The 15,799-nt window shown below is 60.1% G+C and carries 13 protein-coding genes, 3 tRNA genes and 1 pseudogene; 9 read left to right on the top strand and 8 right to left on the bottom strand.

The window, feature by feature from the left end; translation table 11 throughout:
• Window positions 1–73 precede the first annotated feature (73 nt).
• The 3 genes from WKI89_RS03640 to WKI89_RS03630 are packed head-to-tail and all read left to right on the top strand — an operon-like array spanning window position 74 to window position 2,485.
• On the top strand, window positions 74–1,120 hold the full coding sequence (locus tag WKI89_RS03640) for an NADH:flavin oxidoreductase/NADH oxidase (protein WP_337867859.1): 1,047 nt from the start codon (window positions 74–76) through the stop codon (window positions 1,118–1,120).
• 28 nt (window positions 1,121–1,148) lie between these two features.
• Window positions 1,149–1,553, top strand: a complete 405-nt coding sequence (locus WKI89_RS03635) for a cupin domain-containing protein (protein ID WP_337867858.1) — start codon at window positions 1,149–1,151, stop codon at window positions 1,551–1,553.
• Window positions 1,554–1,555: 2 nt separating this feature from the next.
• Window positions 1,556–2,485, top strand: a complete 930-nt coding sequence (locus tag WKI89_RS03630; RefSeq protein ID WP_337867857.1) for a nucleoside hydrolase — start codon at window positions 1,556–1,558, stop codon at window positions 2,483–2,485.
• A gap of 62 nt (window positions 2,486–2,547) precedes the next feature.
• Here the strand turns inward: WKI89_RS03630 and WKI89_RS03625 are convergent, their stop codons facing one another.
• The 7 genes and pseudogenes from WKI89_RS03625 to WKI89_RS03595 form a co-directional block, all read right to left on the bottom strand.
• Window positions 2,548–3,720 carry a M20 family metallopeptidase gene (locus WKI89_RS03625; protein WP_337867856.1) on the bottom strand — a complete coding sequence of 391 codons (1,173 nt, stop codon included), beginning with the start codon at window positions 3,718–3,720 and terminating at the stop codon, window positions 2,548–2,550.
• Entirely contained in the window at window positions 3,717–5,405 is a 1,689-nt protein-coding gene (locus tag WKI89_RS03620) for an adenine deaminase C-terminal domain-containing protein (protein ID WP_337867855.1), read from the bottom strand. Before WKI89_RS03620 ends, WKI89_RS03625 begins: the two co-directional genes overlap by 4 nt.
• Before the next feature lie 48 nt (window positions 5,406–5,453).
• The gene (locus tag WKI89_RS03615) at window positions 5,454–6,452 is read right to left on the bottom strand and encodes an ABC transporter ATP-binding protein (protein ID WP_337867854.1); all 999 of its coding nucleotides are present in this window, start codon (window positions 6,450–6,452) and stop codon (window positions 5,454–5,456) included.
• Between the two features lie 2 nt (window positions 6,453–6,454).
• Complete coding sequence (locus WKI89_RS03610) at window positions 6,455–7,234, bottom strand: ABC transporter permease (protein ID WP_337867853.1); 780 nt, start codon at window positions 7,232–7,234, stop codon at window positions 6,455–6,457.
• Complete coding sequence (locus tag WKI89_RS03605) at window positions 7,231–8,070, bottom strand: ABC transporter permease (protein WP_337867852.1); 840 nt, start codon at window positions 8,068–8,070, stop codon at window positions 7,231–7,233. Before WKI89_RS03605 ends, WKI89_RS03610 begins: the two co-directional genes overlap by 4 nt.
• Window positions 8,071–8,145: 75 nt before the next feature.
• Window positions 8,146–9,168, bottom strand: coding sequence for an ABC transporter substrate-binding protein (locus WKI89_RS03600; RefSeq protein ID WP_337867851.1), 1,023 nt, complete (start codon window positions 9,166–9,168; stop codon window positions 8,146–8,148).
• Between the two features lie 214 nt (window positions 9,169–9,382).
• Window positions 9,383–10,197: pseudogene (locus tag WKI89_RS03595) on the bottom strand (carbohydrate kinase).
• Window positions 10,198–10,402: 205 nt separating this feature from the next.
• Here WKI89_RS03595 and WKI89_RS03590 point away from each other — a divergent pair.
• From WKI89_RS03590 to WKI89_RS03565, 6 genes are all read left to right on the top strand, one after another.
• Entirely contained in the window at window positions 10,403–11,407 is a 1,005-nt protein-coding gene (locus WKI89_RS03590) for a tagatose 1,6-diphosphate aldolase (protein ID WP_337867850.1), read from the top strand.
• Window positions 11,408–11,526: 119 nt separating this feature from the next.
• Window positions 11,527–11,603: transfer RNA gene (locus WKI89_RS03585), tRNA-Arg, on the top strand.
• A gap of 73 nt (window positions 11,604–11,676) precedes the next feature.
• Window positions 11,677–12,894 (top strand): MFS transporter, encoded by a 1,218-nt coding sequence (locus WKI89_RS03580; RefSeq protein ID WP_337867849.1) that lies wholly within the window; start codon window positions 11,677–11,679, stop codon window positions 12,892–12,894.
• Between the two features lie 54 nt (window positions 12,895–12,948).
• Window positions 12,949–13,038, top strand: a tRNA-Ser gene (locus WKI89_RS03575).
• A 215-nt stretch (window positions 13,039–13,253) separates the two neighbouring features.
• Window positions 13,254–13,348, top strand: a tRNA-Ser gene (locus WKI89_RS03570).
• Between the two features lie 388 nt (window positions 13,349–13,736).
• Complete coding sequence (locus tag WKI89_RS03565) at window positions 13,737–14,915, top strand: MFS transporter (protein WP_337867848.1); 1,179 nt, start codon at window positions 13,737–13,739, stop codon at window positions 14,913–14,915.
• 5 nt (window positions 14,916–14,920) lie between these two features.
• Here WKI89_RS03565 and WKI89_RS03560 read toward each other — a convergent pair whose 3' ends face one another.
• The gene (locus tag WKI89_RS03560; RefSeq protein ID WP_337867847.1) at window positions 14,921–15,730 is read right to left on the bottom strand and encodes a DUF72 domain-containing protein; all 810 of its coding nucleotides are present in this window, start codon (window positions 15,728–15,730) and stop codon (window positions 14,921–14,923) included.
• Between the last annotated feature and the right edge of the window lie 69 nt (window positions 15,731–15,799).

Raw genomic sequence — 15,799 nt, 5'->3', positions numbered from 1 at the left:
GCGCCCGGTGAAGAAAAAGCGTTATGTATAAAAGTCCACAAACCCGGCCCGCCCAGGGCGTAGAATCCGCGCTATGAGCCTGCTCTTTAGCCCTCTCGAGCTACGTTCCGTCACCCTCAAAAACCGTATCGCCATGTCACCCATGTGCCAGTACTCGGCCCAAGACGGCCACGTGACCGACTGGCATCTGCTGCACTACCCCACCCGGGCCATCGGGGGGGTGGGGCTGGTGATCGTGGAGGCCACCGCGGTGGAGGCCCGGGGGGTGATCAGCCCGGACGACCTGGGCCTCTGGTCGGACGAGCACATCGCCGGGCTAAAAGAGCTCACCCGGCGCATCCGCTACGCTGAAGCGGTGCCAGGCCTCCAGATTGCCCACGCCGGGCGCAAGGCGGGTACGGCCAGCCCCTGGCAGGGGGGGAAGCCCCTCCACCGCTGGGCCCCGGTAGCCCCCAGCCCCCTGCCCTTTCAAGAGGGCTGGCCCGTACCCCAGGCCCTCGACCAAACGGGCCTGGAGGAGGTGCGCCAGGCCTTTGGGCAAGCCGCCCGGCGGGCCCTGGCTGCCGGGTTTGAGGTGCTCGAGCTGCACATGGCCCATGGCTACCTGCTGCACTCGTTTTTGTCACCCCTCAGCAACCAGCGCACCGACCGCTACGGAGGCAGCCGCGAAAACCGCATGCGCTTCCCGCTCGAGGTCGTGGAGACCGTACGGGAGGTCTGGCCCGCCGAGCTGCCGCTTTTGGTGCGGGTCTCAGCCAGCGACTGGGTAGCAGGCGGCTGGGACATCACCGATACGGTGGTGTTTGCCGGGGAATTGCAGCAGCGCGGTGTGGATCTGCTGGACTGCTCCTCGGGCGGGGCTGTGCCGGGGGTGAAAATACCACTGGGCCCCGGCTACCAGGTGCCCTTGGCCGCCCAGGTGCGCTTATCCACAGGCTTATCCACAGGCGCGGTGGGTCTCATTACCGAGCCCTTACAAGCCGAGGCCATTCTTCAGGAAAACCAGGCCGACCTGGTGCTTCTGGGCCGGGTCTTGCTGCGGGAGCCGTACTGGCCCTACCGGGCCGCCCAGGCCCTTGGGGCCAAGGTCTGGCCGGTGCAGTATGAGCGGGCTTTTTAGGCGGCCTCGAGGCCGTAAACTTAAAGCCATGGAAAACCCGTGGAAAACCTTCGTACCCCAGGCCCCCACCCGCCTGGGCAAGCCTGAGTGGTTTACCGGCACGGTGTACCTGAGCGAGCTGGTGGTCACGCCCGCCCCCATGCACCTGCACGTGCTGCGGGTGATGTTTGCGCCGGGGGCCCGCACCGCCTGGCACACCCACCCCCAAGGGCAGGTTTTGCACGTGGAGGCGGGGATTGGCTGGTTCCAGCGCTGGGGTGAGCCGGTGCGCGAGATGAAAGCCGGTGACACCCTCTACTTTGCCCCCGGCGAAAAACACTGGCACGGGGCCAGCGCTACCCACGCCATGGTTCACCTGGCCATACAGGCTGCGGTGGAGGGGGTGAGCACCGAATGGCTCGAGCCGGTCTCCGATGAGCAATACCGGCTTTGAATATGGCCAGGCGAATTTGGATTGACACCGATCCGGGTTTCGACGACCTAGCTGCGGTTGTACTGGCGGCAGCACAGCCTGAGTTGCAGATTGAAGGGGTGGGGGTGGTGGCGGGGAACGCCCCGCTCGAGCGCGTTCTGGACAACACCCTACGGCTGACCGACCTGATCGAGTTAGCCACCCCCATCTATGCTGGCTGCGACCGACCGCTGGTACGCCCTAGGGAAACAGCGGAGAAAGTACTAGGGACGGGAGCCCTGGGAACCTCCGGGCGGAGTCTGCCCCAGACTGCACGACAACCCGCAGCAGGACATGCAGTCTTGAAGCTTATCGAAGCAGCCAAGCAAAACCCCGGTGAGCTCACGTTGGTGGCAATTGGGCCGCTGACCAATGTGGCGTTGGCCATGCGCCTCGAGCCCGCCCTCCCCAAGCTCTTACATGAGATTGTGCTGATGGGAGGTTCCACCGACCGGGGCAACCATACCGCAGCCGCAGAGTTCAACATCTATGCCGACCCAGAGGCGGCTGCGGTGGTGTTTGGCAGTGGAGCCCATATCGCTATGTTTGGCCTCAACCTGACCCGGCAGGTGCTGCTGCGCTGGCAACATGTCGAACAGGTGCGGAGTAGTGGCAGTCCGAACGCACAGCTCTGGGCCGACCTGATGGATCACTACCTGCGTATCCGCGATCGCAGCGGCCAGGGCTCGATGCCCCTGCACGACCCAGTAACCGTGGCCTATTTGATCGCACCTGAACTGTTCACCCTACAACTGGCCCACGTGAGCGTCGAGACCAGCGGCACCCATGCCTTGGGAGCGACTGTATGTGAGTTTCGTGTACCTGGCAGAGCCGAACCCAATGCTCAGGTGGCTATCCAGGCCAATGGGGAAAGGGTGATGGAGCTGGTGATGGCAGCGTTTGCCCAGATGTAGAGTGGATCCTCGAGCATCTGGCAGGATCAAAACGCTCTAATGGCAAGGAAGGCAGTAGCTGTCTACACTTCGCCCTGGGCCCGGTGTGCTTCCCAAGCAGCTTGTACCAGTTGAGGCTGTTCCAAGAGGGTTGCCACCGATAGCGCTAATGCTGCAATTCCATCGCGCAGGCACCGCTCACCTTCCGGCGAGATGGCAGCCCGTGCAAAGGCTTCAGTGTGGGGCTTGACCTCTCCAATAGCGTAGGTGGGGTGCAGGGTGGGGAGGGCGTGCGAGACATTGCCCACATCGGTGGAAGCCCCTCCCTCGGTTTTGCTGGGGGCGAAGGTGCGCCCTAAGGGCTCGGAAGCTTGACGAAAAACCTCCATCAGTACCGGGTTGGAGCGCATATCCAGATAGGCTGGCGAGTAGTCTTGTACCTCCACCTTGCATCCGGTCATCATCGCTGCGCCTTCGATGACCCCCCGTACGCGGGGGATCAGCTTTTGCAGATACTCTGCCTGGGCCGCCCGCACCAAGACCCGCACACGGGTCTCCTTGGGGATGATGTTGGGGGCGTCGCCGCCGTGGGTAATGATGCCGTGCATGCGTACATCGGGGGTCACGTGCTGGCGCAGTGCATTGAGCCCAGCAAAAAACAGGTTGGCCGCATCGAGGGCATTGATACCCTCATGCGGGCTGTCGGCAGCATGGGCCGGAACGCCCAGATAAGTGATGTCGTAGGCCACTCGAGCCAGATAGGCGGTGTGTAGCAGGTTCTGGTCGTAGGGATGGATGATGAAAGCGGCATCCACCCCTACGAATGCACCTGCTTCCATCAGGATGGCCTTGCCGCCCCCGCCTTCTTCGGCGGGGCAGCCGATCACCGAGATGGTTCCAGATAGATCGTCTAGGTTTGCTTTTGCCAGCGCCAGGCCCGCTCCTACGCTCATGCTGCCAATCAAGTTGTGGCCGCAGGCATGGCCCAGGCCTTCCAGCGCGTCGTACTCGGCCAGCAGGGCGATGTGAGGGCCAGGGCCTCGTTCCAGCCGAGCGATAAAAGCTGTGGGGAGTGAGCCCACGCCGCGTTGCACCACAAAGCCAGCTTGCTCCAATGCATCGGCCAGCCAGGCGGAGGCCTTGAACTCCTCAAAGCGCAGTTCAGGATGGGCATGTATTCTGCGCGAGAGCTCGAGGGCTTGGGGAAACACCGCTTGGGCGGCGCTGAGAAGGGTTTCTTGCAACCGTGGATTCATGGGCTTTGCTCAAACAGGGGGATGATGCGCCGGGCTTCCACGTCCACCAATCCCAGGTCGGACATCTTGACCTCCGGACTCACTGTAAGGGCCAATAGGGTTAGGAACAGTACCGGGTTTTTGTGATTTACCCCGTTGGCCCTCAGCGCATTTTCGATGTTATCGAATGCAACAGCGACCTCGGAGGTGGGTGCATCCGAGATCAGGCCCGCGATGGGCAACGGGAGGGTGAGGGTTTGTTCAGCGTCGGCAAACACCATCCCGCCGCCCAAAACCAGCAGCGCATTGGCAGCCTGGGCCAAACGCTGGGTGGAACGACCCACGACCAGCAGGTGGTGGCTGTCATGCGCCAAGCTGCTGGCAAAGGCCCCGCTGCGCAAGCCCAGTCCGGCCAGCAAGCCGAGCGCACCGGGCCTGTGGCCCTGGCGCTGGAACACTCCAATGGTTGCGAGGGGAGGGTCGGTGGGTTCACGGCTTTTGAAAGTGGTGGTGTGCGTTTCCAAACGGGTGAAGGAATTCTGCGGGTTCATGCGGATGACCCTGGTGGGGTGTGAACCATCTGCGATAGGGAATTGGAAATCTTCTGGCCTGAACCCAGGCCGCTTCAATTCCCCGCCAGTGGGTGAAGGAAGAGGTGAAGGAAGGGCAAAAGTGGACTGACCACTCCTGGCAACTTCAACGCCTTCGACATAGACGGCTCGAGGCGGGAACGCGCTTAAGCTTTCCATCAGCAAAAAATCGGCTTTGCGCCCCGGTGCGATCAGGCCTAGTTCGGGTCTTCGTAGGTACATGGCAGGTCGCAGCGTGGCCGATGCAAGGGCATCCATGGCTGGCCAGCCCAGGCTTATTGCCAGTTGCACAATGCGCGAGAGGTGCCCCGAGACCAAACGATTGGGCATCACGTCGTCGGTAATGAGCAGCACGCGGGAGCGATCCGGAAGCCCCCGCACTGCCTCAACCACCGCTGCATTCAGCGACTTCTCCTGTAACATCACTGTAAAGCCCTTGGTCAGTTGCTCTAGTAATTTCTCGGGGGTGGAGAGGGTGTGGTCGGAAGTGATGCCGTGGGCGGCATAGTCAGACAAAATAGTTCCGCCCAGCGTGGGGGTATGTCCTTCCAGCAAGAGGCCCGCTTCCCTGGCGGTTTCAATGAGGCGCTTCAGGCGCTGGGAGCCCCGGGCCAACCCCTGGTAATCCATCAACTCCCCCAGGGCAATTACACCGGGGAGTTGCGTCAGTGCTCGCACATCCTCTGCCGTGATGGAACCCAGGGCCGTTTCTAACTCGTCGGTAGCCGGAACGCAACTCGGGATGGCAGTAAAGACCCGCAACGGCAAACCTTGGGCGGCCTCTACCATGTAGCGCACCCCAGCCGCACCCAGCACATTAGCCATTTCGTGGGGGTCGGCCAGCACCGATGTGGTGCCGTGCGGCAACACCGCCTCCGCAAAGCGGCGCGGTGTGGCCAGGCTGGACTCAATATGCATGTGGCTATCAATCAGCCCTGGGGTGAGGGTCTGGCCTTGGCCATCTAGGATTTGCTGTGCCTGAAGGTGGGTGGGAGGTGGCCCTTCCTCGACGTACTGGAACTGTCCTTGTGCAATGCCCACCCAGCCCAAATAGAGTCGCAACCGCACCACATCGGCAATCTGGACGTTGTGTATGAGTAGATCCAGCGGCTTCATGACCCAAAACCCCTTTGCTAAGGTTTACCCTGCGGTTACTTTCACACCTCATCCTTTGAGTAGAGCGGCCTTCTCGGCGGGCAAAGCAAAGTTCAGGGTCTGGCCTTCGTGCCACTGCGCTTGTTCTACAGCTACCACGGCCTTGACGGAGCCAAAGGGGCTTTCCAGCAAATACTCCACGCTCTCGCCCTGGTAGGTGCGGGCCAGTACCCGGCCCTGTAAATCCCCTGAACCGGTCAGCACCGCTTCGGGCCGCCAGGAGGCGTGGGTGTAACCTGTGCTGGCGGGCAGCCCCACCACCCCGGCAATGGTCTCGAGGGGATACAAGTTATCCCAGCCCATGAAGTGGGCCACGAAGGAGGTCTTGGGCTTGGCATACACTTCTTCCGGGGTGCCCATCTGCTCAATCCTGCCCAGCCGCATGATGACGATCCGATCCGAAAGGGCCAGTGCCTCGCCCTGGTCGTGGGTCACATAGAGCATGGTGATGCCCAGTTCACGCTGGATACGGCGCAGCTCGGCCCGCATCTCCAGCCGCAACTTGGCATCCAGGTTGGAAAGAGGTTCGTCCAGAAGCAACAAGCGCGGACGAATCACAAAGGCTCGAGCCAGCGCGACCCGTTGTTGTTGCCCACCCGAAAGCTGGGCGGGCAAGCGTTCGGCAAAATCGGCCAGCCCCACCGTGCGCAGGGCCTCCATAACCCGGTGCTCTAGCTCGCTTTTCTCGACCCGTCGCAAGCGCAATCCAAACGCCACGTTCTCAAAGGTGCTCAGATGGGGGAACAGCGCATACGACTGAAACACCATGCCAATATCGCGCTTGTTGGTGGGCAGGTGGGTGATGTTTTGCCCGGCTAGCTGCACCACCCCTGCCCGTGGAACCAATAGCCCTGCAATAGCCCGCATGGTGGTGGTTTTGCCACAGCCCGAGGGCCCCAACAACGAAACCAGCTCGCCTTCCGCTACACCCAGGTGGAGGCCTTCGACGGCTGCGGTACCCTTGGCATAGGCCAGGGTCAGGTTTTCCAAGCTCAAAAAGTCGCTCATATTCATACGTATTTAGAGATACCCAGCAGTCGCTCGGTGAGCAGCACAAACAAAATCGAGAACAAAATCAGCAGGGTGGAAAGGGCGGCAATGGTGGGGTCGTAGGTATATTCCATGTATAAGAGCATCTGAATTGGTAGGGTCGAGACCCCTGGCCCAGTCAGGAATAGCGAGACCGGCACTTGATTGAAAGAGGTGATGAAGGCCAGTACGCTGGCTGCTGCAACGCCACCGCGAATGTTGGGCAGCACCACCCTGAAGAAGGTTTGCAAACGGTTGGCCCCCAGGCTCATGGCGGCATCCTCGATGTCGCGTGGCAGATTGGCCAAGCTGGCACTTACCACCCGTACTGCGTAGGGCAACAGCAGGGCAGTGTGTCCAATCAAAAGCCCGATGCTAATGGAGTTATTGCCGATCAGCACAAAGTAGCGCAACAGTGCCAACCCTACCATCAGTGCGGGCAGAATCAGCGGGCTGGTCAGAATGACCCGGATCACCTCTGCGCCTGGAACCTGGTAGCGGGCTAGGGCATAGGCCACCGGAATGCCCATCAGCAGCGCCAGCAGGGTAGAGAGTACCCCCAGCCACAAGCTGGTCACAAAGCTGGCCTGAAAAGCCTCTACCGTGAGCACCTTGGCAAACCATTGCAGCGAAAACGAACTGGGCGGGAAAGCCAGGGTACGATCCCCACTAAAGGCTGAGATAAACACCACCACAAAAGGCCCCACCAGAAACAGCAGTGCCAGCCCCAACATCACTATGGGGAAACGTGACTCCCTCATGCGGCCCTCGCAGTTTTGGCGGCTCGGCCGCGTAGCAGAAAGTTGACCAGTAGGGTGGTGAGCAGCATCACCACCGAGATCACAGCAGCAGCGGCGTAGTCCACTGTTACGCCCGCTTTCTGATAGAGCAACGTGGCCAACATCGTTACCCGAGGGCCGCCCAGCAGTGCGGGGGTCACGTAGGCGGTTACGCAGCCGGTAAAGACCAATGTTCCACCCACCACCAGGCCCTCGCGGGTCAACGGAAGAATCACCCGCCAGAAAACCTGCCCCTCCGAGGCCCCCAGGCTGCGCGCTGCAGGAACCACGTCTTTGGGCAGGTTTTCCATCGCGCTAACCAGCGATAAAAGCATCAAGGGCATCATCAATTGAAGCAGTCCAATAAACACGGCCCACTCTGTAAACAGAATGCGCAAAGGCTCTTGCAACAAACCCGTTTCGATCAGGCTTTTATTAACGATCCCCTCGCGTCCCAACACCACCAGCCAAGTGTAGGTACGGGCTACGGGCGAGGTCATGAGGGGGAGGATAATCAACCCGATGATCAGTCCTCGCCAGCGGGGATTGATTTTGAGTACCGCGTAGGCCGCCGGATAACAGACCAGGGCACTGACCAGCGTCACCAGCAAGGAGATCCACAGCGTACGCCAGTAGACCTCGCGGTTGAAATCGTCGGCAAAGAAGGCGAGGTAGTTATTAAGCCCGTAAGTCTGGCCGACGTGGAAGCTCTCCAAAAGCAAAGCAACCACCGGCAGTAGAAAAAATACTGCAACGAAAAGCAAAGCCGGACTCAGTAGAATCCATGCAGCCAGCCGTGCAGGGGATTGACTCAGCAAGCAGTTCTCCTTTGTTTGAAGCGCCTTGAAAGCGGGTTCAGGAAGTCACAACCTGAACCCGCTTTCTTAGATTTTCTATCGTGCGACTTCGCGATTCCAGCGCTGAATCCACGCATCACGCACTTTTATGATGTAGTCAGGATCTACAGTGCGCAATGAAGCGATCTGTTGCAGCCCGTAGGTGAGCTGGGCGGCTTTGTCGGCAGAAACGCGGACATTGCGGTTGACAGGAGAATCTACCAGGTCGTTGGCCTGCGCAGTCTGAACCTCACGGGAGATGATGAAGTCAATAAACTGATAGGCCAGTTCCTGGTTACGGCTGCCCTTGACCAGGACAGCTACATTGGAAACCCCAGCCTGGCCTTCGGAGAGCCTGGCCCAGGCCAGAGGTTTGCCGGTCGCCAGCAAGTTGCCCCAGGCGAAGCGCCCGACGGGAGCGGCCCATACCTCTTCCTGGGCGAACAGCCCGGCCAATTGGGCCGACTGGTTGTAGTAGGTCACCACGTTGGCCTTGAGGGCACTCAAACGTTCAAAGCCAGGATTCACGTTGGTATCGGTACCACCAAAGGCGCGGTTTACTAGCCAGACCACCGGGGGCCCCTGGGTGGTGGTGATATTGGGTAGGGCGATACGGCCTTTGAGCTCGGGACGCCAGAGGTCGCGCCAGGAAGTAATGGGGGTGGTGATCTTGTCGGTGCGATAGGCGATGCTAATCGCATAGGTGGTGAAAGCCACCGCAAAGTTGCCACCCAAGGGGTTCTTGGCAAAGTCGTAAAGCTCGTTCAGGTTGCTCAGCTTGGAAGTATCAAGGCGCTCCAGAAGCCCCTGATTGGCGGCCAATTGGGCAAAGTAGTCGCCTAGCAGGGCTACGTCCACGTTGGGGTTGTCCTTGCGGGCGGCCAGCTTGGCGAGGCGGTCGGCGTTGTTGCCCACCTCCCAGACGATTTTGCAGTTGCAGCGGGCCTCGAAAGGGCGAGTGATGTTTTTATCAATGAGGTTTTGATTCAAGCCAAAACCCGAGACCGTGAGGGTGCGCTGTTGCGCCAAACCTACCGACAGAACGAGAACCAAAGCCAACCAACCAAGCCAAACACGCATGAGCTGCCTCCTTTGACAAAGCAAATTGCCTCATACCATACAACATTTTTCGCATAAATATAACTTCTGTTTGTCCGGGGTGGAGTGCTCGAGCTGGCTGTGAACTTTGAGCAGTTGCCATACACACATTACCTAGAAAAGAGCGATAGTGGTGTAAAACACTCCGCCATCTGCTGGCGAAGCAACCGAATCCGGCACTGGGATTGCGTGCAAATTATCCCATCTCTGCTTGCCAAGGGGGATTGGCCCCAGCCCGTGTGCAAGTGATGGCCGCAACGCGGGCGGCGAAGCCCAGCAGTGAAGTTACCTGTTCGGTGTCTAGCGATTCCAGCGCAGATCGAGACCAAACGCCAGAGCGCCACAGCCAGCTCAAAATACCCGACATGAAAGCGTCCCCAGCCCCCACCGTATCCACCACCTCCACCCGGGGGGCCTGCACGCGCAGGATGGCCTGCCCGGTCGCAGCCAAAGCCCCCAGACCCCCTGGGTTGCTATCACCAGCACGGGGCCTTGCTGCTTCCACTCCTGGGCGATGGTTTCTAAGTTTGCCCCCGGATATAGCCACTCGAGGTCGGCCTGGCTCACCTTGACCAGATCAACCTGCTCGAGCCAGCCCAAGAGGCGATCGAGGTAGGCCTCCCGGTTAGGAATCAAAAAGGGCCGCACATTGGGGTCGAGCGAGATCAGGCGGCGGCGGGCCTCACGTCGCATTAGGAGCTCGAGGCTCGAGGCCCCGGGTTCCAGCACCAACGAGTAGGAGCCAAAGTGCAGGGCTGCATTGGTTGGCAGCAAAGCCGGCAGGTCTTCAGGGTAAAGCAAGCGGTCGGCGGTATTTTCGCAGTAAAACGAGAAAAACTCGCCCGACTCGGAAGGGGTCACCAGGGCCAGGGTGGTCAAGTGCTCGCTTTCTTTTACGTACTCCAGGCTGACCCCGCTGGCGGCCAGATGGCTTCGCAGGCGCTGCCCAAAGGCATCCTGCGAGATTCGCCCCAGAAAGGCGGTGGGCGTACCCAGGCGGCCCGCGCCCATGGCTACGTTGTAGGGGGAGCCCCCGGGATGTGGTACATAAGCGGTACCGCCGTTGTGCGTTATGGGGTCATATCGATCAGCGCTTCACCGGCAACAATCAGCATGCTTCCTCCCACCAAACTTAATGAAGAGTCTAACAGGCCCACGCTTTCTGCACCTCCAGCAAAAGCCCACCGGTAGGGTAGACTTGTGGGTGGAGAAAACTATGGGACTCAGCAAAGGAAAGTTTGAGCGGATACAGGCCTGTGCCGACGACCGGGGTGTGATTGCGGCCGCTGCCATGGATCAGCGGGGCTCCTTGCGCAAAGCCATTGCCAAGGCCCGCGGCGCCGAGGTGAGCGACGCCGATCTAACCGAGTTCAAAACCGCGGTGGTCAAAATCCTCACCCCCTACGCCTCAGCCATTCTGATGGACACCGAGTATGGGCTGCCGGCACTCAAACACAAAGCCCCTGGCACCGGTGTGCTGCTGGCCTATGAAAAATCGGGGTACGACACCAGCTCGGTAGGCCGCCTGCCCGACCTGCTGCCCGAGCTCAGCGTGCGGCGCATTGTGGAGCTGGGAGGGGATGCGGTCAAGATTTTGCTTTACTACAACCCCGAAGATGATGCCAAAATCAATACCATCAAGCACGCTTTCATCGAGCGAGTAGGGGCCGAGTGCGCTGCGCTGGAAGTGCCCTTCTTTTTGGAGCCCATCGCCTATGACGACCAACTCGGCGAGGGCCTCGAGCTCGCCAAAGCCAAGCCCCGCTACGTAGCCAAGTACATGGAGGAGTTTTCCAAAGACCGCTACGGGGTGGACGTGCTCAAGGTGGAGCTGCCCTTCAATATCGCCTATACCAGCGGCACCCTGGGCTTTAAGGGTGAGGAAGCCTACACCCGCACCCAGGCCCTCCAGTTCCTCAAAGATACCGCCAGTGCGGCCGGTAAGCCCTTCATCTACCTCTCGGCGGGGGTCAGCGATGCGGTCTTCCGCGAGTCTTTGGAGATGGCCGCCGAGGCTGGGGTGCCCTTCAGCGGCGTGCTGTGTGGGCGGGCTACCTGGCAAGACGGGATTCCGGTGTATGCCAAGCAAGGTGGGCAAGCGCTCGAGGCCTGGCTTAGTGACCAGGGCGTAAAGAATATCCAGATGCTCAACGAGGTGCTGGCCAAGGGTGCGAAGCCCTGGTGGACGCACTATGGAAGCCTGGAAGCTGCACGGGCCTGATTCCAAGATTGCAAGCCGCAGCGTAGGGTAGCCAGCAAGCCAAAAGCCTTGATTGACAGCTTTGTATGCCTGTGCTACCCTACAGGACGCATTTGGTGGCACTCACCAGTGCAGCTCTTGGGCGCGTAGCTCAGTTGGATAGAGCGACTGACTACGGATCAGTAGGTCGTGGGTTCGAATCCTGCCGCGCCCGCCACGAAGCCAGCCAGGGACCTGCCCCTGGCTGTTCGCTTTTTTGCAGCCTGTCCGCCCCCCGTATACTGAACAGGATGCGTGCCCACACCAACCCCTGGTATCTGGTGCTTTCCTCCTACTGGTTTGCCAGCAGCTTCAAGTGGTTTCTGATTCTCCTGGTACTGCTGCCTGCTAGGGTAGCCGAGCTAGTACCCGAGCCCGAAAGGGCCACCCGGCTGGGATTGCTGTTTGCCTTGGGCGCGGTGATGGCCTTCATCGGGCCGCCCATCTGGGGCTACATCTCCGACCGGGTGGGCCGCCGAATGCCCTTTTTGGCAGCAGGGGCTATTCTGACGGCCGGTTCGCTGGTCTGGATGGCCTATGCCGGCAGCTACTGGCAACTGGTTGTGGCCTATTTGCTGCTGCAACTGGCCGATGATATGGCCACCGGCCCCTATTCGGCCCTGATTCCCGACCTCACGGCCCGTCGGGAGCGCGGGGTGGCTTCGGGGTGGCTGGGAACCCTCCAGGTGGGCGGCCAGGTGGTGGCGGGTGTGGTGGGCTTTTTGCTGGCCAACCTGCAATGGCAGTTCCTCCTCATCGCGCTGGTCAATCTGCTGGCCGCTGTAATGGTTCTGAGTCTGATTCGGGAGGTGCCGGGGTTGCAACCGCAGCGGCGGGGGCTCATGGAGAGTATGCTGGCCCCTTGGCGCAATCCCGATTTTCGCTGGGTCTGGTTTACCCGGTTCCTGGTCATGCTGGCGCAATATATGGTACAGACCTATCTGCAATACTACCTGGCCGACGTAGTGCAAACCTTTCAGGCTTTCGGCCAGACCCTGGCCACGGAGGCCTTCCAGGCGGTGGCCCTGCTGGGCCTGCTGATTTCGATTGGCGCCGCCATTTCGGCGGTTCCGGCAGGGCGTATCTCCGACCAAAAGGGCCGCAAACCCATCATCTACATTTCAGGGGTGGGGCTGGCAGTGTTGATGCTGCCCATCCTGCTGCTGCCCCGCTACGATGTGCTCATCGTGCTGGCGTTGGTGTTTGGACTGCTGTATGGGGCCTACCTGGCGGTAGACTGGGCGCTGGTCTCGGACGTGTTGCCCAACCCCCAGGCCCACGCTACCGACATGGGCATCTGGCAAACCTCAATTGTGCTGCCGCAGGTGCTGGCAGGCGGATTTGGGGCCATGCTCGATACCTTTAACCGCCAGAGCGCAGGATCGGGCTATACGGTGTTGTTCCTGATTGCTGCGGTGTGTTTCGTGCTGGGGACCCTTCTGGTTCGGCAGATTCGCTCGGTGCGGTAGCTTTTGCTTGACAAGCTCGAGGCCCCGTCCCATAGTAATGAAGCGCTTTCGCCTGGAGGGATGGCTGAGTGGTTGAAAGCGGCGGTCTTGAAAACCGTTGTAGGCGCAAGCCTACCGGGGGTTCGAATCCCTCTCCCTCCGCCAGATGTACGTTATACCGGATTCAAAAAGACAGTCATCAACAAAAAGACTTCAAGGGGCTGTCTTTTTGAATCCTAGAGCACACCCGTTGGTCGGGTTAGTTCGCCACCATTCGGTGACGAACCAACCGCATCTGGGTATAGGCGTTTCAAAAGTCTGGTTTTGTGCTAAAGTATCGTTTGCGGTTTCGGGGAAACACCCCAAACCCACAACCCGATGGAGGGGTGGCCGAGTGGCTGAAGGCGGCGGTTTGCTAAACCGTTATAGGGAACGAAAGTCCCTATCGGGGGTTCGAATCCCCCCTCCTCCGCCAAAAGGTAGTAGGCAGGTCGTAGGGGCCGGAGAAGCAATGCTCTGGCCCCTTGGCTTTTATACCGTTTCCGCTTGAATCTTCACCGCTAGATGTAGTCAGAGGTGAAGGGTTCAAGCCGACCGAAGGGAGTAGAAAAGCATTCCGGCAGTATCGTTTCGGCTTTCAAAAGCAAGCGATGTTGCCGGAATGCGTATTACGGGGTATTCATGCTACCGGCAACCTCGAGGCCCGGCACCCCGCGGCAAGACCGGCCAAGTTATCCACAGGTTATCCACAGACTTATCCACAGCTTATGCACAGGGTTTAAGCGCATAACTGCAAATTGTTGCAGGTTCAGTCTTGACGCTCCCATTTTTGCTGCTCCCTCGAGGCGATAGACTATTCGGTGGTGCGTCCGCTCTCGCTACTTTTTCTGACTCTTTTCAACAGCATTCTGGGGCTGTCGGTCTTGTTCCCAATCCTGGGGCCGCTTTCCCGCGAACTGGGTTTGAGTGAGGTGCAGGTCGGGCTTTTCTCTACCGGCTATGCCCTTATGCAGTTTATTCTGTCGCCCTACTGGGGACAAAAGAGCGAGGCGGTGGGGCGCAAACCTATCCTGTTGTTGGGAATTGTGGGTTTTGCTGCCAGTTTTTTTCTGTTCGCCTTTTTTGCTTGGTTGGGCTACCAGAAGGTGCTTTTGGGCGGGGGACTGTTTGGCGCGTTGCTGGCAAGCAGGCTTTTAGGCGGGGCTTTTTCCTCCGCGACCCTGCCCACTGCCCAGGCCTACCTGGCCGATATCACCCCCAGGGATAAGCGCACCCAGAATTTTGCTGTGCTGGGGGCCGCTTTTGGTCTGGGTATCATTTTTGGCCCAGCCATAGGGGCAGGTCTGGCCCACTTTGGACTGTTGGTGCCGGTGCTTTTCTCGGCAGGGCTGGCCCTTCTGAATGCCATCTTTGTCTGGCGGGCCTTGCCCGAGTCGCGCAAGCCCGAGACCCGCCTCTCAAAGCCGCCCCGTCTCTCCTGGACAGACCCCCGCATCCTGCCGCTGCTGGTGGTGGGCCTCAGTATCAACCTGGCGTCCATCGCGATGGAACAAACCGTGGCCTTTCTCTACCAGGATCGCCTCTCACTTGGCCCGGCCCAGACCGCCCAGACGGTGGGCCTTGCCCTGGTGATATTTGGGATTGTGGGGGTGCTGGTACAGGGAGTCTGGGTGCGCAGGGTCAGATGGCCCCCCCGAACCCTGATTGGCCTGGGATTGCCGCTTTTGTTGCTGGGGTATCTGGGCCTAGTGTTTGCCCCCAATTTTGGATGGCTCACGCTCTCGTTGGTGCTGTTGGGTCTGGGTTCTCTCACCAATCCCGGCCTGGCTGCTGCACAATCGCTGGCGGTTTCCGACGATGAGCAAGGGGCCGTTGCGGGCTTGTCCAGCGCCGTGCAGGCTTTGGGCCGGATGCTGGGGCCGGTGGTGGGCACTTCTTTGTACGGGCTCTCCCCGGCCTATCCCTATATCTTTTCGGCTGCCCTGGTTGGGCTGGCGCTTGCGTTTTTCCTGGCCCGGCCACAGTTGGCCAGCCAGCGGTAGGGCTTTTACCCAAATAGACCCGCTTCCTCCAGCAACCGCCTTAGCATTTCCAGATTGACCAGGGCGTGGCCCTTGGTGGTGTTGTTGAAGATGAACCAGACCTGGGTGAGGGTCTCGTGCTCCAAAGCGGCTTGCAGTGACCGCACCCAGAAGCGCAGCTCTTCCTCGCTGTAGCGGTAGTCGTGCCGTTCGGCCTGATCTTTGCCTTCGTACCACTTTTCCTTGTTGCGCCCCGAAAGCCTTATATAGGCGGTCTCACCGGTGATGTGGAGCTGGTTTTTGGGCAGGCCGGGCAGGGGCGGGTAGTCGGTGCTGACCCAGGTCAGGCCTGCTTTTCGGAAGGCTTCGCGCACCTCCTCGTTGTCCCAGGAGGTATGGCGAAACTCCACCGCCAGCCCGCCGGGGGCCAGGGTTTTGTCGGCGAAACGCTGGGCCAGCGCCGCAAAATACCGGCGATTCTCGGGGGTGCGGTGAAAGCTCTGGGGAAACTGGGCTAAAAAAGGCCCCAGCACCCCGGCATCCCGCAGGGGGGCCACCGACTCAAAAAGCCGCCGGTAATCCTCGTCGCTGGCGTTGCGCTCGTGGGTCATGCTTTGGTGAATCTTGACCGCCCAGTGCACCCGCCCTTCGCTGCGCCGGAGCATCCCGGCGAAGGCTTTGAGGCCGGGTAGGTTGTAGAACGAGGAGTTCAGCTCCACGGCGTTGAAGTGGCGGGCATATATCGAGAGCCACTGGTCTTTTTTGGCCTCGAGCGGATACAAAAGACCTACCCAGTCGTCGTTGGTGTAGCCGCCGGTGCCCAAATAGATTTCCACGCTTTCTATTGTGGCACAAGCCCAATTCGCCCAACAAAAACGCGCCACCCGAAGGTGGCGCGTGGGCAA

This window comes from Meiothermus sp. (assembly GCF_037443965.1).
Classification (GTDB): Bacteria; Deinococcota; Deinococci; order Deinococcales; family Thermaceae; genus Meiothermus.
The sequence above is the reverse complement of the archived record's forward strand: the minus strand, read 5'-3'. Positions and strand labels throughout refer to the sequence as shown.